This is a genomic window from Desulfuromonas sp. (genome assembly GCF_002868845.1).
GTDB lineage: Bacteria > Desulfobacterota > Desulfuromonadia > Desulfuromonadales > BM501 > BM501.
The window spans coordinates 13105-34567 of sequence record NZ_PKUB01000027.1 but is presented as its reverse complement, the minus strand read 5'-3'; the positions used below and the strand labels follow the sequence as shown (position 1 = coordinate 34567).

General features: G+C 60.2%; 22 protein-coding genes and 1 pseudogene. 5 read left to right on the top strand and 18 right to left on the bottom strand.

What is annotated here, in order from left to right; genetic code table 11:
* Nucleotides 1-32: 32 nt before the first annotated feature.
* The 14 genes and pseudogenes from C0617_RS08480 to nrfD all read right to left on the bottom strand — a co-directional run bounded on the left by C0617_RS08480 (nt 33) and on the right by nrfD (nt 11174).
* Nucleotides 33-986: a GIY-YIG nuclease family protein gene (locus C0617_RS08480; protein WP_291316587.1), complete on the bottom strand. Its 954-nt coding sequence runs from the start codon at nt 984-986 to the stop codon at nt 33-35.
* Between the two features lie 260 nt (nt 987-1246).
* Nucleotides 1247-1477, bottom strand: coding sequence for a hypothetical protein (locus tag C0617_RS08475; protein WP_291316586.1), 231 nt, complete (start codon nt 1475-1477; stop codon nt 1247-1249).
* Between the two features lie 74 nt (nt 1478-1551).
* Nucleotides 1552-3456, bottom strand: a pseudogene (locus C0617_RS17080) (cytochrome C).
* A 70-nt stretch (nt 3457-3526) separates the two neighbouring features.
* Nucleotides 3527-4267: a hypothetical protein gene (locus C0617_RS08455; protein WP_291316582.1), complete on the bottom strand. Its 741-nt coding sequence runs from the start codon at nt 4265-4267 to the stop codon at nt 3527-3529.
* Between the two features lie 141 nt (nt 4268-4408).
* A complete protein-coding gene (locus C0617_RS08450; RefSeq protein ID WP_291316581.1) occupies nt 4409-4573 on the bottom strand; it encodes a hypothetical protein in 165 nt (54 codons plus the stop codon).
* Nucleotides 4574-4798: 225 nt separating this feature from the next.
* On the bottom strand, nt 4799-4960 hold the full coding sequence (locus C0617_RS08445) for a hypothetical protein (RefSeq protein ID WP_291316580.1): 162 nt from the start codon (nt 4958-4960) through the stop codon (nt 4799-4801).
* Between the two features lie 256 nt (nt 4961-5216).
* Nucleotides 5217-5363 carry a hypothetical protein gene (locus C0617_RS08440; protein ID WP_291316579.1) on the bottom strand — a complete coding sequence of 49 codons (147 nt, stop codon included), beginning with the start codon at nt 5361-5363 and terminating at the stop codon, nt 5217-5219.
* Between the two features lie 30 nt (nt 5364-5393).
* On the bottom strand, nt 5394-5834 hold the full coding sequence (locus C0617_RS08435; protein WP_291316578.1) for a NifB/NifX family molybdenum-iron cluster-binding protein: 441 nt from the start codon (nt 5832-5834) through the stop codon (nt 5394-5396).
* Between the two features lie 76 nt (nt 5835-5910).
* Entirely contained in the window at nt 5911-6222 is a 312-nt protein-coding gene (locus C0617_RS08430) for a hypothetical protein (protein ID WP_291316577.1), read from the bottom strand.
* Nucleotides 6223-6883: 661 nt separating this feature from the next.
* Entirely contained in the window at nt 6884-7087 is a 204-nt protein-coding gene (locus C0617_RS08425) for a helix-turn-helix domain-containing protein (protein WP_291316576.1), read from the bottom strand.
* Nucleotides 7088-7141: 54 nt separating this feature from the next.
* Nucleotides 7142-8260: a sigma 54-interacting transcriptional regulator gene (locus tag C0617_RS08420; RefSeq protein ID WP_291316575.1), complete on the bottom strand. Its 1119-nt coding sequence runs from the start codon at nt 8258-8260 to the stop codon at nt 7142-7144.
* A 197-nt stretch (nt 8261-8457) separates the two neighbouring features.
* Complete coding sequence (locus C0617_RS08415; RefSeq protein ID WP_291316574.1) at nt 8458-9087, bottom strand: c(7)-type cytochrome triheme domain-containing protein; 630 nt, start codon at nt 9085-9087, stop codon at nt 8458-8460.
* Between the two features lie 68 nt (nt 9088-9155).
* A complete protein-coding gene (locus tag C0617_RS08410; protein WP_291316573.1) occupies nt 9156-9911 on the bottom strand; it encodes a 4Fe-4S dicluster domain-containing protein in 756 nt (251 codons plus the stop codon).
* Between the two features lie 54 nt (nt 9912-9965).
* Nucleotides 9966-11174, bottom strand: coding sequence for an NrfD/PsrC family molybdoenzyme membrane anchor subunit (gene nrfD / locus C0617_RS08405; RefSeq protein ID WP_291316572.1), 1209 nt, complete (start codon nt 11172-11174; stop codon nt 9966-9968).
* Nucleotides 11175-11809: 635 nt separating this feature from the next.
* On the opposite strand from nrfD, the gene C0617_RS08400 reads away from it, so the two are divergent.
* The gene (locus C0617_RS08400) at nt 11810-12979 is read left to right on the top strand and encodes a NapC/NirT family cytochrome c (protein WP_291316571.1); all 1170 of its coding nucleotides are present in this window, start codon (nt 11810-11812) and stop codon (nt 12977-12979) included.
* Between the two features lie 98 nt (nt 12980-13077).
* On the opposite strand, the gene C0617_RS08395 is transcribed toward C0617_RS08400, so the two are convergent.
* The gene (locus tag C0617_RS08395) at nt 13078-13278 is read right to left on the bottom strand and encodes a hypothetical protein (RefSeq protein WP_291316570.1); all 201 of its coding nucleotides are present in this window, start codon (nt 13276-13278) and stop codon (nt 13078-13080) included.
* A 68-nt stretch (nt 13279-13346) separates the two neighbouring features.
* Nucleotides 13347-13490, bottom strand: coding sequence for a hypothetical protein (locus C0617_RS08390; protein WP_291316569.1), 144 nt, complete (start codon nt 13488-13490; stop codon nt 13347-13349).
* 456 nt (nt 13491-13946) lie between these two features.
* On the opposite strand from C0617_RS08390, the gene C0617_RS08385 reads away from it, so the two are divergent.
* The 4 genes from C0617_RS08385 to C0617_RS08370 all read left to right on the top strand — a co-directional run bounded on the left by C0617_RS08385 (nt 13947) and on the right by C0617_RS08370 (nt 17620).
* A complete protein-coding gene (locus C0617_RS08385) occupies nt 13947-14396 on the top strand; it encodes a MerR family transcriptional regulator (RefSeq protein ID WP_291316568.1) in 450 nt (149 codons plus the stop codon).
* A gap of 303 nt (nt 14397-14699) precedes the next feature.
* Nucleotides 14700-15134, top strand: coding sequence for a MerR family transcriptional regulator (locus C0617_RS08380; RefSeq protein ID WP_291316567.1), 435 nt, complete (start codon nt 14700-14702; stop codon nt 15132-15134).
* Nucleotides 15135-15625: 491 nt separating this feature from the next.
* Complete coding sequence (locus C0617_RS08375; protein WP_291316566.1) at nt 15626-15850, top strand: hypothetical protein; 225 nt, start codon at nt 15626-15628, stop codon at nt 15848-15850.
* A 321-nt stretch (nt 15851-16171) separates the two neighbouring features.
* Nucleotides 16172-17620, top strand: a complete 1449-nt coding sequence (locus C0617_RS08370) for a NapC/NirT family cytochrome c (protein ID WP_291316565.1) — start codon at nt 16172-16174, stop codon at nt 17618-17620.
* Nucleotides 17621-17876: 256 nt separating this feature from the next.
* Here the strand turns inward: C0617_RS08370 and C0617_RS08365 are convergent, their stop codons facing one another.
* Both C0617_RS08365 and C0617_RS08360 read right to left on the bottom strand, forming a co-directional pair.
* The gene (locus C0617_RS08365; RefSeq protein WP_291316592.1) at nt 17877-18740 is read right to left on the bottom strand and encodes a beta-ketoacyl-ACP synthase III; all 864 of its coding nucleotides are present in this window, start codon (nt 18738-18740) and stop codon (nt 17877-17879) included.
* 231 nt (nt 18741-18971) lie between these two features.
* Nucleotides 18972-21365, bottom strand: coding sequence for a mechanosensitive ion channel domain-containing protein (locus tag C0617_RS08360; RefSeq protein WP_291316564.1), 2394 nt, complete (start codon nt 21363-21365; stop codon nt 18972-18974).
* Nucleotides 21366-21463 lie beyond the last annotated feature (98 nt).

The window sequence follows — 21463 nt, the reverse complement described above, 5'->3', positions numbered from 1 at the left end:
ACGTGATAAATAGCAAGGCCTTATTACTTAATCTAATCCTCTGGCTCGTCAGTCTGGCTTGCCGCGCTGGCAATCTTCTCTTCGTGCCACTTTGCATAGGTCGTGCGAGTCCCCTCAATGGCCCACGACTCCCGGCCGTTGGTATTGCGTGCAGCAACCACTGAGGAAGCGGCACTGGGGCTGGAGAAAGAGACGTCCTCGGCGAATTCGAAATAGTCCGGCTTCTTTGCATCAACCAATTTGCCGTCGGCGACTAGTTGATCGCGCAAAGTGCGATAGGTGTCCCAAGAGGGGACTCCTTCCTTGCGAGCAGTCGAGCCCTGGAGCACAACGAACTCGCCTCCGGCCTCAATTGCCGTTGCCTTGGCCCCACTGGTGGCCATGAGGAACCGGGGGGATTCCTCCGCCTTGCTTGTTGGTTCTTCGCTCGGCTTCGCCTGCAAAAAGCCGAACCCGAGAGCGGGCAGGATCATTTGAACCTGACCAAGGAAGAACTCCATGTCCGCTACGTCCGGTTCTGGCAGGGGAGGCGTGGGGGGATTGGTACCGTTGGAGAGACTTGCACGATTCGCTACCTTGGCCTTTTCGAGCAGGCGGCTCTCCAGGTAGCGGCCATGCGACTTGGTGATGTTTTCGTCCTTACTGATGACAACAGCAGTGCGGGTCCAGAAATCCTTTGTAGGGTCTTTGTCGTGGTCGATCAACCGCTTGAGGACGCTATCCCCTTCGCCGATGTAAACCCGGTCACGGCTGGGGCGGTCCGGGTCAGGCCCAACGAGAAAGTAAACCCCGGTTCGGCGCACTTCTTCCCGTTTTGCCAGGTCTGCAAGCTGGCTTCTTGGCGCGACATAAAGCTTGCCAGTCCAGTTAATGATTTCAGCGGTGAGAATTCCGGTGGGTGTACCGTCCACCAGATAAAGACGAATCGTTATTCCCTTCACAGATCCCCCTTCCAATACCGCGATAGTACATAGAAAAACCAGCAAACAATAACATTTCCTAAGCTAAAACGGAAAAGAAAAGCCCCGAACCGGGCGGATTCGGGGATTGACAAGGAGCCAGCTTCTTCTGGGTCCCAAGGACTCGCAAGGGGGCGCAGTTGTCGACCAGGACTACCCGGCCATGCCCCGGCGACCAAAGGCCGCCCACACCTCGGGCCGATGCCACCCACAAACGAAAGCCCTCCCAGGGAACAGAGAGGGCTTTCGCTATCTATCATGAGTGTTGGCGCCAATCTACCTGTCTGTCAGGCAAACCCCCGATTCCGGAAGAGGCGCATGAAGAGCACCCCAGCCACGGACAGGCAGAGACCGACGCTAAAGAAGAGGTAACCGATGCTGCGGCCGTCTCCCCACCCGAGGAGGTCCTTTCCCTCCATCAGGCCAATCAGGCCCAGACCTCCGAAAGTCCCGATCCCCCCGATGACGTAGAGTGCAAAAGCGAAGACCGCCAGACCGATTCCCTGCTGGTTGTTCATGATCCATCTCCCTTCGAGGTATCGCTTAACGAAGGGGGCTGCCGAGACGGCAGCCCCCGCTTTAACGTCCGCTCTTAGCCCTTGAGGAAGGCGACGAGCATCAGGAAGGCAAGGCTGAGGCCGGTGAAGAAAGCGAGGAAGCCGAAGCCCTTGAAGAAGAAGTCGTAGAGGACGCCGCTCGTCTTCCGCGCCGCGTAATCCTCGGTCACTCCCAGCTCCTCGTAGCGCTTCCACTGGTCGCCGCGCTCCTCGATGAACTCCTCCTTGGTCATCTCCCCGTTGAAGATAACGAAGTCCATGGGGAACTTCTCCGGCCGTCCGTGGGTATTGAAGAAGTGGACGGTGAAGATGAAGCCGGTGGCGAGCAGGGCCTCGTCCGAGTGGATGATCGTCGCCACGTTGAAGGTCCAACCGGGCAGCAGGACCCCGAACACCTCGGGGAACCACAGCATCAGGCCGGAGCCGCCGATGGCGAACATACCCCAGAAGACCGCGATGAAGTCGAATTTCTCCCAGTAGGTCCAGCGCTCGAAGGTCGGCTTGGGACCGCGGAACAGGAACCAGCGCACCATCGCCTTGACGTCGCGGATGTCGCGGAAATTCGGCAGCAGCGAGTCGGGGCCGAAGAGGCGGACGAAGAAGCTCCCCTCGACGTCGCGGCGGATGAAGAGGAAATCGAAGGACATCACGATGGTGCTGAGGAAGTAGTAGAAGGTCAGGATGGCGCAGCCACGGTGGATCAGCCCCGCGTAGTGAACCCCGCCGTAGAAGGACATCATCGTCTTGGCCCACTCCTGGTCGGCGAACTTGAGGGGGAGGCCGGTGAGGGAGAGGCCGAGAAAGCTGATGATGACCGTCATGTGCAGGAGAATGTGGCGCGTCTCGAAGCGCTTGTAGATCTTGTGGCCGTCGGCGATGTCGTGGGCACCTGCGCCCCCGGAACCGCCATCCAGGGCGGCGGCCGCCGCATCGGCGGAGACGCCGGCGGGAACCCTGCGGACAACCCCTCCTGTGGCGGCAGCGGCCAGGTGAAGGGCCTTCTGCTTTTAACGGTTTTCCACGAAGCCGCGGAACATCCAGAGCAGGGTGTGGATCCAGAAGACGGCGAATGTGCCGATCAGCAGCCCGGTCATGGCCATGAAGGTCCAGTAGAGGATGGGGTAGTTCTCACTGTCGGCATGGTCGCCGTGGGCGTAGAACTTGGCGAACTGCCCGGTGGCCTGGGGATGGCACTCGGCGCATGTCTGCACCAGGTTTTCCCCGTGCAGGGTGGAGGCGGGATCGTCCTGGGGCAGGACCATGTGGGCGCTGTGGCAGTCGCTGCACCCGGCGGCCCTTTCGGCGAAACCGAGCCGGAAGCTCTTGCCGTGGTAGCTCTCCAGGTAGGTCTCGACCGCGTGGGGATAGACGCCGTTGTGCTCCATCTTCTCTTCGTCGCCGTGGCAGTCGATGCAGACCTGGGTGCCGAACACCCGGCCGTCCTGCGCATCGGTCTCGCTCAGCGCCTTGATCTCGTGCAAACCGTGGCAGTCGTTGCAGGCGGCCGAGTCTTCGTTGCCGCCGGCCACCGCCATGCCGTGGACTTAGTTTTCGTAGCCCTCCACGTCGTGGCACTCCTGGCACTTGGCAACGACGTCCTGCTTGTCGCCCGCCCAGGCCTTCTGGCTGTGGATCTCGGAATGACAGCCGGTGCATCCGACCTCGCCGTCCGCGTGGACGCTTCCGCCGTACTCGTGGCCCTCTTCTTTGTGGCAGCGCACGCAGTTGACCGGCTGGACTTCGATCTCCCCCTCGGTGTGGGCATCGATGTCGACCACCTCCACGTGGCAGCTGGTGCAGGCGTTCCGGCCGTGCACGGAGGCGGCGAAATCATGCTCGGATGCCGTATCGTCATGGCACTCCAGGCAGGTCATGGGGTCCGGGGCCATGCCGCCCGAGCCTGCGGCCGGAAGGGCCAGAGCCGCAAGTAAAACAACCATCAGGGGAACAACTGTGCGCAACCAACTCATTACGATCTCTCCTTTTTGAATACGTTCTGCAACCTGGCCGTCAGCGCGGTCCAAGCCGACTCCACAGATCTTTCAGGTTCCCGGGGATCTCAGGATGCTCCCGGTAGTTGAAGCGATACTCCATTTCGGCCATGAAGAGAGGGAACTTTCTTCGAAACCCGCCCCGATAGCGGGTCAGCCGGCTCTTTGCAAAGGCCCAGAAATGCATTCCCAGGCGAACCTCTTCGGCGGACGCTCCGGGGTGCCAGGCCCTGTGGCGAAAGGTCTCGATGGCGAGCCGCTCACGGGCCGTCCGGTTCGGGGCATCGACCACCGAGGAGGGGCCCAGGCACCCGCCCTCCCCTTCTGCCGGGGAGAAGCGCAGGTGGACCTTCGCCTCTTTCGTGAAGAGCCAGAGAAGGACCTGTGTCCCGTCTTTCCCGGGGTCCGGCTCCGCCCCTTCCCTTTCGGTCAGCGGCCAGTCGCGGCGGTTCTGCCTCTCGATCTCTTCGCGAATGCGGTTGTAGTGTCCCTGAACGGTCTTGCGGTTGAGTCCGAGCAGTTCGGCCCCCCGGTCGGCCGGGACAAAGCGCCAGAACAGATCGACGATCCCGCCCCGGGCGACCCCGTCGAGGCGGGTCGTCTTGGAATCGACGGTGATCCGCTTGCGGCACTGCCGGCACTGGATGCGCCCGTCGCCCAGAAGGTGAAACTGGTCGCCGCCGCACTGGGGGCAGCGCACCCCCTCCCCCGGCCCACTCCCTCCGGGACGGCCGCCATGCGGGAATTCGTTTTCGTTCATGGTCTGGTCGTTTCATCTTTATGGTCCGAAGTACTGGTCCAATCCGCGCAAGGGCACAAAAAAAGCCCCAAAGACACTTCCCCTGGACCAGCCTCATTGAACGGGAAATCCTGTTGCAAAACCCGTCGGCACCCTCCCGAGTCACACCATCCAGCCCCTTGCCACATCGAAGCAGGCCGCCCCGATACAGGTCAGGGACCACAGGATGAACCCCGAAATGGCCACCCCGATGGTGCATATCACCCCGAAAACACCCAGCCGGAATCCCCGCCTGAACGTGCCGGAGATGAGATTTTCAACCCTCATAACCTATCTCTTCTCAAAGGGCCGACATGGTTCTCTCTAGATGAACCATGTCGGCTGGTTCACGGGCACCCCGCCCAGCATGGAGGTCAGCGACCAGAGCACCAGGATGGATGCTCCGACCACCGATCCTCCAACGAGGCCGAACATGCCAATACGGAAAAAGAACCTTGCAACCTTCGACAACCCATGCGTTGATTTCACACTCTGCCCTTTCCGCGCCACAGCCTAGATCAGCCGGCTTGCCAGATCGAAGGTCGCCCCGCCGAGGCAGGACAGGGACCAGAGGATGAAAAACGAGGTCAACAGGCCGATCATCCCGACAATGGCAAAAAAACCCATCCCCGTACTCGAACCGATCGGTCGACTGAACAGTTCCTCTCTTTTCATGATGTACCTCCCTTCTTCCCAGCTGCGCCGGCCGGATCGCTCGCTCAGGCCAGCTTGGATGCCACGTCGAAAGCCGCGCTGCCGAGGCAGGTGAACGACCAGAGGATGAACGCGCTCAGGGAAATCCCGACAAATGCGAAAGTGCCATAAACCGAGTACTTGTAGGTCTTCTTGACGGGGTTGGAAATAATGTTTTCAGCTTTAATGACTTACCTCCTTGTGGGGAAAATGGTGAATTCCTGCCTGCCAGGTCAGATCAGATCAGCTTGGCGCCGATGTGGGACAGCGCCGGCCAGGCAACAAAAGCACTGGCGGAAAAGGCGGCGATGCCCATGGCCACCATGGTGGCCTTGACGTAGTTACTGGCCTGGGGACGACTTGAGACAATGTTTTCCTGCTTCATTACAGACTCCTCGATTGTTGTGGGTTAACCCTAATACGCAGTGACCGGCCTGCGAAACATCTGGGGAGCCAGTCCCCTCGGAGCGGCCGCGGTCGCCGGAGCCATCAGGCATGAAGGACTCCCCTGGCTCTTGGGCAGGAAGGCCTTCGGCAGATCTCCCGCACGCCAGGCCTGAAGTGCCTCCATCGCCGTGCCCGTGGCATTGTGAAACACCTCGATCCCCAGGGCCTTGAGAGCCCGGAACGCCTTGGGACCGGTCTCTCCGGTGATCAGCACATCGACTTCGTAGCCCGCAAGAGCTTTGGCAGCCAACATCCCGGCGTTGTTCATTGAATTGCGAATTTCGCTGTTGTCGATCGACTCCCATTCTTCTCTCGTCTCGTCAAGAATCAAAAACCAGTAGGCTCGCCCGAAACTCTCATCGACTCCGAACTCGGCACCCGGCCCTCGCGTTGTTATCGCTACTCTCATCTACGCCTGCCTTCCTCGCCTGAACTGCACCGCGCGACCGCCGTCAATGCCCTGCAATCGAAACCGACGACTCGTCTCAAGCGGCCCGGTCTCTGACCATGCCGCCGACCAGGTCTTCCAGGTCCCCCGCCTTGCCCCAGCGGACCCAGATCCCGGCCTTCTTCAGAACGCCTTCATAGGCCGGGCGATCGTCGCCGCAGATAAGCCCCTGAACGCCCTTGCGGGAAAGCCAGGTGGGGAATTCAGGGTGGGCACGCGAATCCCAGATGTGCATGCCGAGATTCCTGAAAGAACCGGCCGCCGGATCGACATCGACCAGAAAATAGACCCGCTCCAGACCGGCACCGGGCCGGATCATCGCCCCGTAATAAGGGACAGCTACCCGCATGGGGGACTCGTTTATGTGTTTTTGTGTTTTCATGTCTTCCCTATATTCCAAGAGTCGTGCCGGAAAAATAAAAAACAGAAACAAAGCTTAATTGTCTATTAAATTCAAATACTTGGATGGATATGCCATAAAAAACCAAACACTGTTATTTCTTAGNGCGGCGTTGCACACGCAACACCACAACAGCCCCGCAGGCCAAGACGAAGAAGCCAAAAGCCCTAAAAACGGCGGCTCGTGGCGTTGCAACAACAAATGCAACAAAACGGAGGAAAGAAACAATGCAACACCCGCAACGCCCTGCAACCGCCAGCGGGCTCGACCTTTCTCAAAATAATGTTTTCTCATTTTTGGGATTTTTAGTCTCTTCTGGGATGCAGAAGGCCGGGTGTCCTTCCCTCCGCGCCGAGCCACCCCCCAGGGGATATTTCGAACCGGAAGCCGTCTTTGGCGGCCCAGGGAATTCGGACCGCGCCAGCCTCGGCCCCCGGGTAGGCATGTCTGCCGTTCAGGAGACCAACCGGAACGCCGCAGCCCCTCGCAAGCCCAACGCCCGCTCCGCAAATCCCCAAAAACAAAAAAAAGCCCCGGCCGAGGCCGGGGCATATACAGGAAGGTCGAACTGAAATGAAGAAAAAGGCGGTAAAGGTAAACCGAAAGGGGCCTAGGAGAGGAGGTCGAACCTCTTCATCCACCGCCACAGAGTTGTTCGGTCCACCCCGAGCTCCTGGGCGACCCGGGTGCGATTGCCGCCGTGGCGCTCGAGGAGATCCCCAAGGGCCTCCCGGGACACCTTGCCCTTTTTGTGGCGGGTCAGGGACTCCTCGGGATTCTTGGCCGCAAGGAATCCGGCCGGAAGGTGCTCCATGCCGATCTCCCCGCTGCGGCACAGAATAACCGTCTGCTCGATGATGTTGAGCAGTTAGCGGATATTCCCCGGGTAATCGTGATTGAGAAGGACCTGCAGGGCCTCGGCGGTAAAGCCCCGGATCTTCTTGGCGTAGGTCCGGTTGAAACGATCGAGGAAAATATCGATGAGCAGGGGAATGTCTTCCCTCCGCTCCCGCAGGGGCGGGATCTGCAAGGCCACCACGTTGATGCGGAAGTACAGGTCGCGCCGGAAGGTGCCTTCCTCGACCATCTGCTCAAGCCCGCAATTGGTGGCGGCCAGGAACCGCACGTCGGCCTTCATGGGGCTCGGCGCGCCGAGGGGCTGGTATTCCTGGTTTTCAAGAACCCGAAGGAGCTTGACCTGCAGGGGAAGGGGCAGGTCGCCAATCTCGTCGAGAAACAAGGTCCCCCCCCTGGCCATCTCCAGGCGCCCGGGGCGGTTCTCGGTGGCCCCCGTGTAAGCGCCGCGGCGGGCCCCGAAAATCTCCGCCTCCAACAGGGGTTCGGGAAGGGCGCCACAGTTCACCACAACCAGAGGCCCCTCTTTTCGGGGACTGAGGTCGTGAATGGCCTTGGCGAAAAGCTCCTTGCCCGTACCGCTGTCGCCGCGCAGCAGAACCGTGGCCTCACTGGCCGCAACATCGGGGAGGATATCGAAGAGCCGGCGCATGGCCGGGTTGCGGCTGACGAGGTCGCCGAAAGTGTATTTCTCCTCGATCTCCCGCCGCAGAGCGTGAATCAGCGACTGGTCCCGAAAGGTCTCCACCCCGCCGATGGGGTTGCCCTCCTGATCCCTCAGCACCGAAGCGCTGACCGAGATGGGCAGCTTGGCGCCGTCCTTGGAGAGGATATCGACTTCCCGGTTGATGACGGGCTGGCCCGTCTCCTGGGCCTCCTTGACCGGGCAGCCCGAGAAACAGACCCCGGCCCGGAAGATGTCGTAGCAGCGCTTGCCGATGGCCTCCTCGTAGGAAAATCCGGTAATCTCTTCCGCCGCACGGTTGTAGGTGGTGATCCGCATATGCTCGTCGACGGTAAAGACACCGTCGGCCACACTGTTGAGAATGGTCAAGAGGTGAGCCGAAGAACCGTTCAGGGGGGCCTTGAATGCCGGCTCTTCAGGCGCCTCTATTTTACTTGGTCTAGACATAGCCATTCCCTGGATTCCGGGTTGCCGGGGCGACCATCGTTCGCCCCCGGAGAAAAAAGGCCCCAATCAAGAAAGCCGAGCCCCCGCCCCTGCACATTGCCGCAATGCAACCCCGCCGAGCAGGCCTGCACCCGCCACCGCCGGAGCGACGGCGGCGGGCCTGTGACCTGCGGGCAGAAACACTCCAGTTCAAAAAATCAGTGTGCCGCGTGTTGATCGCCGCCCTTGGAGGGATGGGCCCTGACATAGCCCTTCACCCCGACATGGCAGGTCGCGCAGCGGGTATCGGAGGCAAAGGCCGTATCGCCGTCGTGGCAGGCCCCGCAATACTGGCCGTCATAAAGGGCGGCCATGGTAAAGTCCTTGCCCTTCTGAGCCGCCAGGGCCTCCATGCCGAACAGCCCGGTGTGGCACGATTCGCACTCCAGGCCCGTCTCGCCGTGGGCCTTGTGGCTGAACAGGATCGCCTTGACCGGCTCGGTGTAGTAGATGTCGCCGCCGTCCTTGACGTGACAGCTGGTGCAGTCGCTGTCGGAGGCAAAAGCGGTGTCGCCGTCGTGGCAGGCGCCGCAGAAGCCGCCCTCGTAAATGGCATCCATGGAAAACTCGGGGTTGCCCTGGAGGGCATGGCCCTCCATCTCGAAAAGCCCCTCGTGACAGGTATCACAGTCGAAACCCATCCCCCCGACGTGGGATTCATGGCTGAACACCGTCGACTTGTAGGTGATTTCTCCGCCGCCGAAATCGTACTCGGCGAATCCCTGCTGAACCGCGACCAGGCCTGTGGCAAGGGCCGCGCAAATAAGAATCCGGATCAACTTCTTCATGAGCTTTATCCTCCGCTACGCTCTTGGTTGAGCACTCAGTCGGTCTGCAGACGGCAGCCGCCGCCGCTCTACCCGCGTGTGTAAAAGACGTTCGGCCGGGTTCCCGCCTCGGGGCGGAGCACCCACACGCTCTTCTCGATCTGGTGAACCCGCTTGTAGAGCTGGCTCCCCTGGTCGGAGAGGTCACCGAAGATGCGGACCTGCGCGGGGCAGGCCTCGGCGCAGGCGGTCTCCTTCTCACCCTTGGAGAGGCGCGTGTCGAAACAGAAGTTGCACTTGTAGACGGCGTGCTTCTCTTCGCTGAAGTAGCGGGCGTTGTAGGGGCACCCCAACTGGCAGGTCAGGCATCCGATGCACTTGGTGATGTCCATCGAAACGATGCCGGTGGTCTGGTCCTTGTAGGTCGCCTTGGTGGGGCAGACCCGGGTGCACTGGGGAAGGTTGCAGTGGTTGCACAGGACCGGGATGAACTCGCGCTTGCCGCCGACGGCGTCCCGGGTCTCCTTCTCGAGGATCGCGGTACGGTAGCCGTAGTCGGGCACGTGGTTGGTCTTCTTGCAGGCCTGCAGGCAGCGCTCGCAGTCGATACAACGGTCCTGGTTAATGACCATGCCGTAGTGGGGCTTGTAGGGGTACTTCTCCGCGTAGGCTCCGGCCGAAGCGTAGACGCTCTTCACGGAAGAGGTCGCCGAGAAGATGGTGCCCCCGGCGAAGACGCCGGTGACGGCCAGACCCATTTTAAGAAAGCTGCGCCGCTCCTCCGTGGAGACGTTTTCCAGCCCCTCGTTCTTCAGCCCCTCGAGGCTCACGTTATTCTTTTTCATTCCTCTATTCTCCTTCTCCTGTTCGTTTGCACAGGATGGCATCTTGTTTCCCGCCTAGTGATGAGCCTCGACCTTGTGGCCCGCAAAGAGCTTCTCGCCGAGCAGGAAGAGGAAACCGGCCAGACAGAACCCACCAAGGGTGATGATGATCTCGTAAAACGAGGGCTTATAGGGAAGAATGTGCTGGAACTCGTTGACCCCCAGCTCGTGGTAGACCGGGATGACCTCACCGACGATGACCAGGTCGTAGCGCATGATGAAGATGCCGATGATCATCATCGCCGAGGTGGCGAACATCAGGGTCAGGTTCTTGCCCTTGGAAAGGACCCAGACAGCCAGCGGAATGAGAAGGGCGCAGCCGGCCTCGAAGAACCAGAAGTTGAAGGCGTAGGGGCCCTTGACCAAGGCCATGATCGCCTCGTATTTGCCGCCGGGCATGCCGGCCACGCCGGCGACCATCTTCCAGATGGTGAAGAAGATGATGACGCAGATCAGCAGGATGCCGAGCTTGCGCACCTGGTCGAGAGACTTGACCATCGGGGTGTCGAGCTCCAGCTTCTCGCCGTTGACCTTGTAGCCCAGCCAGTGGAAGAGGATGATCACCGCTGTGCCGGTCATGGCCGCCGAAGCGATGAAGTAGATGGACATATAGGGCCCGTGCCAGAACTCGCGGCCCATGAGCAGGCCGAAGACCGCGCCGAGGTTGGAGTGGGCGGCGATCCCGGCGATGGCGCCGCCGAAGCCGCAGGCCACGGCCGGCTTGTGCTTGTTGAGGTTGAGGAAGAGAAATTCGAACAGCATCAGCACGAGATAGATGCCGTACAGGGTCCCCATCCACCAGATGTTCGAGGTCAGGTTGGGGGAGATGACGTTATAGACCGCCATGCGCCAGGGGATCTTGATCTCGAAGGCGATGACGAAGAAGCCCGCCAGGATGGTGGCGATGGAGAGGAAGACCGAACGCTTGGCGATCGGCATGTACGACTCCACCCCGAAGACGTGACCGATGGAAGAGACGAGGCACAGCCCCGTCGAGGTCACCACGAAAAAGACGTAGGTGGCGATCAGGATCCCCCAGGGGACCTCCCGGGTCACGTTGTAGGTGTGCTCGTGGCCGACGACCATCGAGTAGACACCGGCAGCCGTGGCGGCGAGAACAAGGCCCCCGCACACCAGAACGGCCAGGTAATAGGCCATCCCGCCGGAGAGGAGCCGATCGGCGATCCCGGCTTCGATCTCGTTCAAGGTTAACTTTCTGCTCATAGCGTCCATGTCATCCTTCCCTGCCCAGTGGTTTGTGTTTATCGAAGGAGCGAACCTCGTCCGGCCCGACCTCCAACCCTATGCCGTCCCGCCCGGGCGAACCGGACCGGACGGACAAAAAAAATTGTTGCAACCATTGCATCGACCAGCGACGCTGCCAAAACGGGTGCAACACCCCAACATCTTGAAACCATACAACTTTTTAAGCATTGCGACCCAAAAGAGCCAGGACCGCTGTTGCAAAAGCAACGTAGATCTACCATAGATAACATTAAAATGCAATCCAATTTTAGCTAAACCTTACAATTCTAATTTCTACCTAAGCAGGAAGCTCACCGACCGCCTATCCCGCCCGGGCCGACAGCACCAAGCCCCGCGCCCCTCTCCCGATGCGCCCGATCGCCCGCCGACCTGCAACACCCGCCCACCTTCCCCCCCGAAGGGAAAGAAAGATAGCTGTAAATTCAAATTGTTAACTTCATGAACACAAATAAATGCAACACAATGTGAAATGCAACATCCACGTTGCAACGCGCACCAAGGTAGGCTATGTTGACACTTCCTCTCCCCCGCCACCCCGCGCCCTCACTGCCCGTGCGGCGAAAGACGTCAACCCTCGCGAGGTCTATCTACCGATGATGTTCAAACGATTCTGGAACTGGAGCAAAGAGCACATCCTCCTGGTCACCGTCCTGTCCCTCGCCTCTATCGGGATCATGGGCTTCGTCAACATCGAAATCCTGCACATGACCTCCGAACCGGAATTCTGCGCCCAATGCCACCCCGGCAAAGGACACGGCCCACTGGCGGAAGTGGACTCCTGGGAGCACTCCCGGCACGGGGAGGCCGGGGTTTCGTGCCTCGACTGCCACGGCCAGCCCGGCATGGTCGGCTACGTCAAGGCCAAGATAGGAGGACTGAAAGACCTCTACATGCAGTTCACCATCTCCAAGGAGGAAAAGCTCGAAATCCTGTCCCACCCCCACGAAGACCTCGTTCCCGCCGAGACATGCCTGTACTGCCACTCGGACATCGCCAATCAGGCCCAATGGGAGCAGGCCCCCCTCGACATGGGCACCGCCGCCCTTCTGCACATGCGCCTGTCCGACGAGGTGAAGAACCCCGAATTCCGCCAGCGCAAGGGACTGCCAGACATCCTTGCCGAGTACTCCGTCGGCGGGTTGCACTTCGACCACGCCTTCCACATGGAGTCCTTCGAACTCAGCTGCCGGGACTGCCATCTGGGGATAGTGCATCGCAAGCCGTCCAAGGCCGAGCAGATGGAACAGTGCCTTGCCTGCCACGCCGAAAACGGGGACTCCGGCGCGCCGCAGTTGGCCGACTGCACCGGCTGTCACGAAAACCAGGTGGCCATGAACGAAGGCAGGGGCGCCGCCGGGGTCCCCGAGGAAGAGGGCCTCATGTACGCCGCCGGAATCGACTGCCAGATGTGCCATGCCGGCGCCGAGGCAGGCGACTACCGCCCCGCCGCCGCCAGCTGCGCCGAATGCCACGACGAGTCCTACGCCGAACTGTTCCATGACTGGACCCGGGAGACGGGCGATCAGATCGCGCAGGTCGACGCCCTGCGCGCCGAGGTGGAATCGGCCCTCGAAACAGCCGACCGCATCCATCGCGACACCCGGGCCGGCTGGGAGCTCTACCTGGGAGGCCTGGCCAAACTCGCCCTCGTCGAAAAAGACGGAACCCGGGGAGTCCACAACCCGGACTACGCACAGAGCGTTCTTCAGGCCGCGGCCAAGGAGTTCGAGGCCGTCCTGGAGAACCTGAAGCGAACCTGGTAAACCGCCCCCCATCGACCCAAAAAAAGGCGCCCCCTGACGGGGGCGCCTTTTTTGCTTTCGAGTCGATCGTTTTTCCGAGAGAGCAAGGAGGTAGAGGGTCAGACCTCCAGCTCGCTGCTGAACAGGCCGAAGTCGTACATGGCGACAACCGTGGCCACCAGCACGGAGCCGACCACGGTCGCCGTCTTGGTAATCTCGGGGACGGCGCCAAGCAAGAGAAAAGCAGTGACAACAGCGAAAACCGTCATGGTCAGCACCATGCGGACCAACTTCAGCAATAGATGGTCATGTCCCAGCATTCTTCAACTCCTTGCAATCGTTTACCCACTCTGAAACTGCAACCCCGCCGAAACCTTCGGCATCCGACCTAAAAGAATTTACCTGCGAGATGCGCCAGGGGTGGCCAAAGGGCGAGCACGGCGGTAATGGCGGCGGTGACGCCAACGGCCGCGAACAGGCCGATCAGAAAAGTTTTGGTCAGGTAGTCGTTCAATGCGTTGGCTCGCCTCATGGGACATCTCCATCTTAGAATTTCGGACAAAATTGTCAACCTCCGTTGCGCCTGCAACAAACATTTACCACAGTCAGGTTTGCAACGCAACACTTTTGGCAGAAAAAGTGTAAATTTAAATTTCCACTTTACCGGAAATGCGAGCTTAAAGGATCCAGCCCTCCGTGTTGCACCCTTTTCCTTGAAACGACAGAGCCTGCAACACGCCCCCCCCGAACAAAGGGTTCGGCACGCTCTGAGGCGAAAGGGGCTTCGAGAAGAAAGAGATGTACCGCGGGGAGGGGGGCCGGAACGCCGATAGCGGCCCGGCTTTCTTTATAGTCAAGGTCTACAATCTCTCGATTTTTTACTACAGGTTTGGCAGAGAATGCTGTATGATATTGAAAAATAGAAAATTTATGCAAACCTATCTATAGCAGATTCCCCTCACCGACCACAGGCTTGGAGGAGCAACAGATGGCTGTCAACAATTGCGATCCCATCTATCCCATCAGCGTCGCCGCCAAACTGCTCGGGGTCCATCCCCGCACGATCCGCATCTACGAGGACGAAGGGCTCATCAAACCCTCCAGACAGGGACAGAAGCGCTACTTCTCCAACGACGACATCGAGTGGATCCAGTGCCTTCGCTACATGATCCACGATGAGGGCATCAGCATCCCCGGCATCAAGAAGCTTCTGGAGCTCAGCCCCTGCTGGGAAATCAAGAACTGCCCCCCCGAGAAGCGCGATTCCTGCTCGGCCTATATAGACAAGACCCGCCCCTGCTGGGAAAGGATGAACACCGCCTGCGCCAAGGACAACAATCAGTGCGAAACCTGCGAGGTGTTCATCAGCGCCATGAAAACCGCCCGGGAAAAAGCCGCCGGAGACTACGAAAAGCTGAACAAGCTGCAGACCAAATAGCACCCCCCCAAAGCCAATTCGTCCCCCAAGCGTCCCCCCCGGAACCCACCCGGCGGGGGACGTCTTCGTTCAGGGCGAGAGACCAGGAAGCGCCCTCGCCAGGACGAAAAGCAAAACATAGTTATGCAGAACAAAAAAATTCTCATCAGTTGAAATAATAATTCCTACATGTTCCACATATTGTGAAAATATTTCCCCCAAAAAGCAACAAACGGTGTTTGTTTTCACATAATGTTGATATATAATTACAGCAATAAAAAGAGGTGCGCAACTCACACATCAGGGGGCAAAGGAGAAGACCGAATGGGCATCGTCAACAGCGATCCAGTCTACCCCATCAGCGTTGCAGCCAAACTGGTGGGAGTCCACCCGCGCACCATTCGCATCTACGAGGACGAGGGCCTCGTCCTTCCGGCCCGGCAGGGAAACAAGCGCTTCTACTCTCCCGACGACATCTCCTGGATCGAGTGCCTGAGGTCCCTGATCCACGATCAGGGCATCAGCATTCCGGGCCTCAAGCGCCTGCTGGGCATCCTCCCCTGCTGGGAAATCAAAGACTGCCCCCCGAAAATGCGCCGGAACTGCTCCGCCCTCAAGGACCTGAGCCGCCCCTGCTGGGAACGGGCCAACACCACCTGCGCCAGGGATCTTGACCACTGCCAGAGCTGCGAGGTCTTCATCACCAAAACCTGGGGCGCGGAACCGACACCCCAGGAAAGGACTTGCAACCTCAACTGAGCCCCCCTGCGAAAAACCATTGCGCGAGGCAAATCCTTGGGGATTTTCGCCTTCTCTATTAATTCCGCCCTCTTCCCTCCCCCCCTACCGCCGCAGTCCTGCCCCCCCGAGCAAAGGGAATGCCGCTCCGACTTCAAGGGCTCCTCCCACTCCTGCCGGAAACATACAATCACCGGATGCGCCAGAGGGCGGGAGCAGCAGAGCCCGCGAGGTTTTTCTCCCGGCGTCACGGGTCTCCCGCCGAGCAGCCCTCTCGGCCGCCTCCATATTGACAACCAGAATTGTCAAATTAATGGGAATAGCCTGTATCAAGATTACAGCCAACCGCCTGCACCGTTTTCTTTCCTGCCACGACTTCACCCTAACGTACTAATTTTATTACATTTTTTGTTGACAACCGTGACCTTTGCTGATATCTTTCTCTACAAAAGGGGCAGGGTCACAATGGCTCCAAGGATCGTCTCTCAAGGGCTTTTGAAAGGAGGCTTACCATGAAAGAAACCGCTGCAACAATCGGCCATGTCAACGAAAAGGCTCACTCGCAAGTCGCCGTCGCTCTGCTGCAGATCGCTTTCCGTACCTCTTTCGTGCTGACTATCGGCGTCATCGGCCTGATCGGCCTTTGGGCCTTCGCCGCACTGATCGGTGGAGCAGTCAGCGCCGGCGGCCCCTTCGAACTGGTCCAAGGTTGGTTCTCAGCGGTCACCGGACTGTAGGCCTGCTATAGAATTTTTCCCAGGAGGGGTTTTCAGCCATGCCCGCACCCATTCCTCCACATAAAGGGAACTGAATACGGAAAGGCTGCAACCCCGAACGGGTTGCAGCCTTTCTTTTTTCCCTTCTTCTTTTTGGGCCGACCCGCGCCTGCCGCAGCCCGGCTCGGCCCACGGGGAGAAGATTGTACCCGCAGGCTTTTCATGTAGACTTATTAAAGTTGAGCCCGCGGCCTATTTAATGCCGGCCTCTCCGAGCGTCCCGACAGCTCCTTGAGCCAAGCGATTCCAAAACCATCAGACACCCCATTCAAAGGATGCAGGATGAAGAAGATCTCGGCACTTATCGACGCCTTTTTCAAGGGCATTGGCAGAAGCAGGGTTTCGGTGATCGGGGCGATGATCGTCACCGTGACCTTCCCCTTTCTGCTGGGCCTGGTTCTCATCGACGGCATATTCCACATCGACAACCCCTACCTGGGCGGCTTCATCTACATGGTTCTCGGTCCGGCCTTCATGCTCGGCCTGGTCATGGTCTTCGTCGGCCTCTTCTTCCTCAAGGGCAAGGAGGAGGTTCGCCTCTTCACCCTGGAATACCTGCGGGAGCACTTCACCGACGAGACCCGCTTCAACCGGGTGCGAAAGCTCATTTTCCTGGGCGTCTTCCTGACCGGCGTCAACCTCTTCATCATCGCCCTGCTCGGCTACAGCGGTTACCACTACCTGGAATCGAATGCCTTCTGCGGCAAGTTCTGCCACACGGTCATGAACCCCGAGTACACCGCCTACCAGAACTCCCCCCACTCCCGGGTGCACTGCGTGGAGTGCCATATCGGTTCGGGAGCGACCTGGTTCGTCAAATCGAAGATCTCGGGTGCCCGCCAGCTCGCCGCAGTGGCCCTCAACACCCATCCGCGCCCCATCCAGACGCCGGTTCACGGCCTGCGCCCCGCCAAGGAGACCTGCGAGGAATGCCACCGCCCGGACAAGTTCCACGGGGACAAGCTCTTCGTCAAGAACAAGTACCTTGAGGACGAGGAGAACACCCTCAACCAGACGGTCCTTCTCATGAAGATCGGTTCGGCCGGCAGCGGCACCGAGCAGCCCCACGGCATCCACTGGCACGTGGCCGAAGAGAACGTCATCACCTACAAAGCCGACCACAAGCGGATGGTCATCCCGGAGGTCACCCTCACCAGGGCCGACGGCACCCAGGTCGTCTACCGCAGCGAGGACGCCGCCGCCACCGTCGAGGAGGAGGGCCACGGCACCGAAACTCGGGAAATGGACTGCGTCTACTGCCACAACCGCCCGACCCACATCTACCGCTCGGCCGAACAGGCCCTCAACGAAAAGATCACCGACGGCGCCATCGACCGGAAGATCCCCTATATCAAGCGCCAGGCCATGGAGGCCATCACCCAGAAGTACGCCACCCAGGAGGATGCAGAGGCAGGCATCGACAACCACCTGCGGAACTGGTACAGGGAGAACCTCCCGGAACTGGACCAGGCCCAGCTGAACAAGTCGATCGCCGGCACCCAGGAGGCCTACGCCAAAAATGTTTTCCCCGAGATGAAGATCGAGTGGGACACCTACGTCAACCACATCGGCCACGGTACCGACTTCGACATCGGCTGCTTCCGCTGCCACGACGGCATGCACGAGAGCGAGTCGGGCGAGGTCATCTCCGCCGATTGCGACACCTGCCACGCGGTCCTGGCAGAGGACGAGTCCGACCCGGAGATCCTCCAGACCCTTCGGGGCGAGTAGCCCCAGGGCGCTTCGGCCCCAACGTCAAAAGGCCCTTTTCTGACTTGTCAGAAAGGGGCCTTTTTTTGTCAGCCGGACCTGTTCGTCTTTCCCATCCGGCGTCTTCGCTCTGCGGGGCAGAACGATAATTCCCCCCCTCGGGGGGGGCCGTTGCTTCTATGTGCTATTTGGTTCTACGATGCCCTTGTACCTCCTTTCTCCTTTAATGCCATTATACCGCGAAAAGGGTCAAGGGCAAGGCGGCCGCCGGGAGGGCCTACAGGCGAATAAGGGCGGAGGCCCAGGTAAAACCGGCCCCGAAAGTCACCATGCCGACCAGACTCCCCTTCTCAACGCGCCCGCTTTGGCAGGCCTCGGCCAGGGCGATGGGGATGGAACCGGCAGAGGTGTTGCCGTACTGCTCGACGTTAACGAAGAGTTTTTCGGCGGGGACCCGGAACCGCTTGTTCACCGCCTCGATGATGCGCAGATTGGCCTGATGGGGAATGAGCAGGTCCAGATCGTCCACGGACATCCCCGCCTCATCCAGAACCGTTTTCAAAGCATCAACCATAGAGACCACAGCGTGACGGAAGACTTCACGCCCCTCCATGCGGATGGTATGCAGCTTATCCCGGACGTTCTCGGGAGTGGGGGGGTTGAGGCTGCCGCACCCCGGGTTGCAGAGGAGGTGACTGTACTTCCCGTCGCTTTTCAGGTAGGTCCCCAGGATGCCGCGCTCGCCGTCTGAGGGGCCGAGAACCACCGCTCCGGCGCCGTCGCCGAAAAGCACGCAGGTGTCCCGGTCGTCCCAATCGACCATGGACGTCAGGACATCCCCGCCTATCACCAGGGCTCGGCGGTACCCCCCCTGGGCGATCAGGCTGCCGGCGACCTGGAGGCCGTAAAGGAACCCCGAGCAGGCGGCGGAGAGGTCGAAGCCGACCGCGGACTTGGCACCGATCCGCTCCTGAACAAGACAGGCGGTTGCCGGAAATTTCATGTCCCCGGTCACCGTGCCGACGATCACCAGGTCAATCTCCTCCCCCGCCACCCCGGCATTCTCGAGAGCGGCCAGGGCCGCCTCAGTAGCCAGTTCGGAGAGGGGCGTCCCGGGCTCGACCACGCGCCGCTCCTTGATTCCGGTGCGTTAGGTGATCCAGCGATCCGAAGTCTTCACCATCTTCTCCAGGTCGGCGTTGGTCAGCACCTTGTCGGGCACCGCCCGTCCCGTCCCGAGCACCATAGCATGCGGCTTGCCGTTCATCCTGATGTCTCCCCCTTCGACAAAAATGAATGGGTCAACATAGCATGATCGACCGCCCCTCACAAGGTTCTCCCCGACAATCGGCAGAACGACCCAGGGGCTTCCTCAATCGCCCGACGGCCCGACCTCCCCCCTGCCGACGGCGGGATCGACCGAACGCAGGTGCAGATCGCGCTGGGGAAAGGGGATCTCCACCCCCTCCTCGCGGAAACGCATGTCGATGAACTGGCCGATCTCGCTTCGAACCTGCAGGCGCTTGCCGATATCCCCGATCCACACCCGCAGGTCGAAATCGAGAGAACTCTCCCCGAAGCCGACGAAAATGGCCGATGGCGGCAACGCCGACAGGACCTCGGGATGCTGCTCCCCGGCCTCCTTGAGGATCTCCAGCACCTTGGACACGTCGCTTCCGTAGGCCACCCCCACGCTAAGGGTCACCCGGGCGGTCTTGGAGGAGAGGGTCCAGTTGGTGACCTTTTCGGAAATGAGCTGGGAGTTGGGGACGATGATTTCCGACCGGTCGAGGGTCTCCACCACGGTGGAGCGCAGGCCGATTTTGACGATCGTGCCCCACTCGCTGTCGAGGACGATGACATCCCCCAGCTTGACGGGACGCTCGAAAAGGAGGATGAGGCCGCTGAGGAAATTGTTGACGATGTTCTGCAGGCCGAAACCGATGCCGATGCCGAAAGCCCCTCCCAGGACCACGAAATGCTTGAGTTCAATCCCGAGCAGGCCCACCGCCAGGAGAAACCCGACCAGACACAGGGAATAGTGAAGCAGACGCTTGATGGACGACCTCACCCCTCGCTGCAGCCCCCTGCGGGGGAAATACTCCGCCTCGAGCAAAGCCTGCAGAAACCAGCTGACCTGAAACGAGAGGTAAAGCACGAGAAAAGCCAATACCACCGAACTGGCATCGAGGCGCCCCTCGCCGAGGGGGAGTTCCCACCCCTGCAGGCTCTGCCAGACCTGCCCGACCGAATCGTACAGGCCCCACATCACCGGCAGGAAGAAGAGCGCATAGATCATGACCAGGGCGCGGAAGAGGGTCTTGAGCCGGACCGCAAGCTCGCTGCCCGAACGTTTGAAAAAGTCGTACTGGCGCAAAATATCGTGGCGCACCAGGAACTCGATGCCCCCCGCCCCGATGCGGATGGCGATCGCGGCAAAGAGCCACAAAAAGACCGTCCCCAGGGTCGAGAGGAGAAGGCGCAGGGCCAGGGTGCTGAATCCCGCGGCTTGGGCGAACAGGGAAGCCAGCAGCACCGCAGTCCCCAGGCGCAGCAGGGTGGCGAAGCGCCTGCCTTTCGGCTCCTGCCGGCGCGACTCGATGCGGGCCAGAAAGAGCAGCAGGGGCACCCCGACCAGCGAGTTGAGCGCGAGAAAGGCGCGCAGGAGGGGCTGGGGAAAGGCAATGGCCCACAGCCCCAGAGAAAGAAAGAGCAGCGGCGCCAGCAGCCAGACCAGGAGTTTCTGGCGTGAATTGGTGGCCAGTGCGGCAACCAGAACGGAGCCCGCCCCGAGGCTGAACAGGTTGAAGATCAGTTCCGGCAAAACCGGCAGGTTGGTGTAGAACCCCCGCAGGAAAAAGAGGGAGACGAAGATGCCCGTCGCCCAGGGATGATCGAGGAGGAACCCCCACTCGGGGGCGAGTTCGCGCTTGCTGCGGTAGCGGCGGAGGTAGAGGGGCAGAACGAGGGCAACGAGGACCTGCAGGGTCACGATCCAGCCCTGCTTCGACCAGAACTCCTTGCGCACGATCAGGGCCGACTTTACCGACTCCCTTGCGGCGCTCCACAGCTCGGCGTTGAATTGCCGGTAAAAGTCCGGATTGGCAAAGGAGGGGGCGGTCTTGCTGAAAACCTTTCCGCGCACATTCTTGAGTGCCGCCTCGATCTGGCTGAGATGCTCCTGGTTCTTGTTCTGGAGCCCCGTCAACTCCTTCTGCAGAGCGACCAGGGGAAGGGAGGCGTTGCTGGCCCTCTCGACGCCCTGATTGATCAGGGCAATGGTGCGGCGGAATTCATCCTTGGGATAATCGACCTCCCCTTGCTGCAGATTCTTTTCCCAGCCGAGCCAGACCTCCTTCTTGTCGCTCCATGCCCGGCGGATCTTGTCGAGTTGACTCAGGCGCCCGGAAAGGGTCTCCAGAACCTTGCCGAGGCTGCGATTCTGCTCCTCAAAACGCCCCAGCACCTCCTGAAGCCTGTTCTGTCCCAACCCGGAGAGTTCCCCGGATTCCGCACTCTGAGCGATGATATCCTTCTGGAGTTCACGGGCCTTGCTGATCTGGGCCTCAATGGTGGAGGTTTCGGTAAAGGAGGCGATCTCGGCTTCCTGCTGGGTGAAAAGCCCGGCCAACTGGGAGCCGCGGGGGACGATTTCCGCCACGCCGGGATAGGCATTTGGGGCAACCTTGGGCTCGCCCCCTTCCTGGGCGACGGCCGGGGCCGCCAGAAGGAGAAAAGACAGGAGAAACCACGGAATCGCTCGCATATGCCCCCCAAAGCTCGAAAGTATGATGATATTTTGAACCAAACACAACCGGTGTCAATCGCCCCCCAATCCGCTTTCCCTGGACGGCCAGGAGCAGG

Coding starts and splice junctions, on each gene's coding strand:
- C0617_RS08400 (WP_291316571.1), top strand. CDS start 11,810: ATGATGTTCAAACGATTCTGGAACTGGAGCAAAGAGCACATCCTCCTG.
- C0617_RS08415 (WP_291316574.1), bottom strand. CDS start 9,087: ATGAAGAAGTTGATCCGGATTCTTATTTGCGCGGCCCTTGCCACAGGC.
- nrfD (WP_291316572.1), bottom strand. CDS start 11,174: ATGAGCAGAAAGTTAACCTTGAACGAGATCGAAGCCGGGATCGCCGAT.
- C0617_RS08385 (WP_291316568.1), top strand. CDS start 13,947: ATGGCTGTCAACAATTGCGATCCCATCTATCCCATCAGCGTCGCCGCC.
- C0617_RS08475 (WP_291316586.1), bottom strand. CDS start 1,477: ATGAACAACCAGCAGGGAATCGGTCTGGCGGTCTTCGCTTTTGCACTC.
- C0617_RS08375 (WP_291316566.1), top strand. CDS start 15,626: ATGAAAGAAACCGCTGCAACAATCGGCCATGTCAACGAAAAGGCTCAC.
- C0617_RS08455 (WP_291316582.1), bottom strand. CDS start 4,267: ATGAACGAAAACGAATTCCCGCATGGCGGCCGTCCCGGAGGGAGTGGG.
- C0617_RS08390 (WP_291316569.1), bottom strand. CDS start 13,490: ATGAGGCGAGCCAACGCATTGAACGACTACCTGACCAAAACTTTTCTG.
- C0617_RS08440 (WP_291316579.1), bottom strand. CDS start 5,363: ATGAAGCAGGAAAACATTGTCTCAAGTCGTCCCCAGGCCAGTAACTAC.
- C0617_RS08380 (WP_291316567.1), top strand. CDS start 14,700: ATGGGCATCGTCAACAGCGATCCAGTCTACCCCATCAGCGTTGCAGCC.
- C0617_RS08425 (WP_291316576.1), bottom strand. CDS start 7,087: ATGGAGCACCTTCCGGCCGGATTCCTTGCGGCCAAGAATCCCGAGGAG.
- C0617_RS08420 (WP_291316575.1), bottom strand. CDS start 8,260: ATGTCTAGACCAAGTAAAATAGAGGCGCCTGAAGAGCCGGCATTCAAG.
- C0617_RS08410 (WP_291316573.1), bottom strand. CDS start 9,911: ATGAAAAAGAATAACGTGAGCCTCGAGGGGCTGAAGAACGAGGGGCTG.
- C0617_RS08395 (WP_291316570.1), bottom strand. CDS start 13,278: ATGCTGGGACATGACCATCTATTGCTGAAGTTGGTCCGCATGGTGCTG.
- C0617_RS08435 (WP_291316578.1), bottom strand. CDS start 5,834: ATGAGAGTAGCGATAACAACGCGAGGGCCGGGTGCCGAGTTCGGAGTC.
- C0617_RS08430 (WP_291316577.1), bottom strand. CDS start 6,222: ATGCGGGTAGCTGTCCCTTATTACGGGGCGATGATCCGGCCCGGTGCC.
- C0617_RS08445 (WP_291316580.1), bottom strand. CDS start 4,960: ATGAAAAGAGAGGAACTGTTCAGTCGACCGATCGGTTCGAGTACGGGG.
- C0617_RS08450 (WP_291316581.1), bottom strand. CDS start 4,573: ATGAGGGTTGAAAATCTCATCTCCGGCACGTTCAGGCGGGGATTCCGG.
- C0617_RS08360 (WP_291316564.1), bottom strand. CDS start 21,365: ATGCGAGCGATTCCGTGGTTTCTCCTGTCTTTTCTCCTTCTGGCGGCC.
- C0617_RS08370 (WP_291316565.1), top strand. CDS start 16,172: ATGAAGAAGATCTCGGCACTTATCGACGCCTTTTTCAAGGGCATTGGC.